The 1,950-nt window shown below is 55.1% G+C and carries 1 rRNA gene; it reads left to right on the forward strand.

Annotation, left to right across the window (positions count from 1 at the left end):
- Nucleotides 1-415: 415 nt before the first annotated feature.
- Nucleotides 416-1,934: ribosomal RNA gene (locus tag B9Y70_RS12520) — 16S ribosomal RNA — on the forward strand.
- Nucleotides 1,935-1,950: the final 16 nt, after the last annotated feature.

Consider the following 1,950-nt stretch of genomic DNA (forward strand, 5'->3'; position numbering starts at 1 on the left):
GTGCGGTTGTTGTGTGAGAACTCAATAGTGTGCCAATGTACTTTTGTTTGTGGTTGTTGGTTGTGTGTGCTGGCTGGCTGCCTTGATGGGTGGTTGGTTGGTGTGTGCCGGGTGGTACCTTTCTTCAACGGGTGTCACTGTAAATAATGCGCGCTGCTTTTTGTGGTGTGAGTTGTTGTGGTGCAGGCATGATCATGATCGCATGAGTATATTTTGTGTGGCTTCTTCTCTCCTCGTCGAGGTGGGGGTCACATGTGATAGACGCGAACATGTCCTGGCCGGCTGTGGTTGGTTGGGGTGTTTGTAATTTTTTTGGACAATCATTTTGCATGACACATGTTTGTGTGTTGTGTGCTGGTTGTTTGTTTTTGGTTGGGTTTGGGCTTTTCACGCCTGATTCTTCTGATTGGAAGTTTTTGTGGAGAGTTTGATCCTGGCTCAGGACGAACGCTGGCGGCGTGCTTAACACATGCAAGTCGAACGGAAAGGCCCCGCTTGCGGGGTACTCGAGTGGCGAACGGGTGAGTAACACGTGGGTGATCTACCCTGCACTTCGGGATAAGCCTGGGAAACTGGGTCTAATACCGGATAGGACCCCTCTTTAGTGTGGGGGGTGGAAAGTTTTTTCGGTGTGGGATGAGCCCGCGGCCTATCAGCTTGTTGGTGGGGTAATGGCCTACCAAGGCGTCGACGGGTAGCCGGCCTGAGAGGGTGGACGGCCACATTGGGACTGAGATACGGCCCAGACTCCTACGGGAGGCAGCAGTGGGGAATATTGCACAATGGGCGGAAGCCTGATGCAGCGACGCCGCGTGGGGGATGACGGCCTTCGGGTTGTAAACCTCTTTCGCTAGGGACGAAGCTTTTGTGACGGTACCTAGATAAGAAGCACCGGCTAACTACGTGCCAGCAGCCGCGGTAATACGTAGGGTGCGAGCGTTGTCCGGAATTACTGGGCGTAAAGAGCTCGTAGGTGGTTTGTCGCGTCGTCTGTGAAATTCCGGGGCTTAACTTCGGGCGTGCAGGCGATACGGGCAATACTTGAGTGCTGTAGGGGAGACTGGAATTCCTGGTGTAGCGGTGGAATGCGCAGATATCAGGAGGAACACCGATGGCGAAGGCAGGTCTCTGGGCAGTAACTGACGCTGAGGAGCGAAAGCATGGGTAGCGAACAGGATTAGATACCCTGGTAGTCCATGCCGTAAACGGTGGGCGCTAGGTGTAGGGGTCTTCCACGACTTCTGTGCCGTAGCTAACGCATTAAGCGCCCCGCCTGGGGAGTACGGCCGCAAGGCTAAAACTCAAAGGAATTGACGGGGGCCCGCACAAGCGGCGGAGCATGTGGATTAATTCGATGCAACGCGAAGAACCTTACCTGGGCTTGACATACACCGGACCGGGCCAGAGATGGTCTTTCCCTTGTGGCTGGTGTACAGGTGGTGCATGGTTGTCGTCAGCTCGTGTCGTGAGATGTTGGGTTAAGTCCCGCAACGAGCGCAACCCTTGTCTTATGTTGCCAGCACGTAGTGGTGGGGACTCATGAGAGACTGCCGGGGTCAACTCGGAGGAAGGTGGGGATGACGTCAAATCATCATGCCCCTTATGTCCAGGGCTTCACACATGCTACAATGGTCGGTACAACGCGTTGCGACACTGTGAGGTGGAGCTAATCGCTGAAAGCCGGCCTCAGTTCGGATTGGGGTCTGCAACTCGACCCCATGAAGTCGGAGTCGCTAGTAATCGCAGATCAGCAACGCTGCGGTGAATACGTTCCCGGGCCTTGTACACACCGCCCGTCACGTCATGAAAGTTGGTAACACCCGAAGCCAGTGGCCCAACCCTTGTGGGGGGAGCTGTCGAAGGTGGGATCGGCGATTGGGACGAAGTCGTAACAAGGTAGCCGTACCGGAAGGTGCGGCTGGATCACCTCCTTTCTAAGGAGCTTTAACA

Origin of the sequence: Corynebacterium pollutisoli, from assembly GCF_900177745.1 — a bacterium.
Taxonomy (GTDB): domain Bacteria; phylum Actinomycetota; class Actinomycetes; order Mycobacteriales; family Mycobacteriaceae; genus Corynebacterium; species Corynebacterium pollutisoli.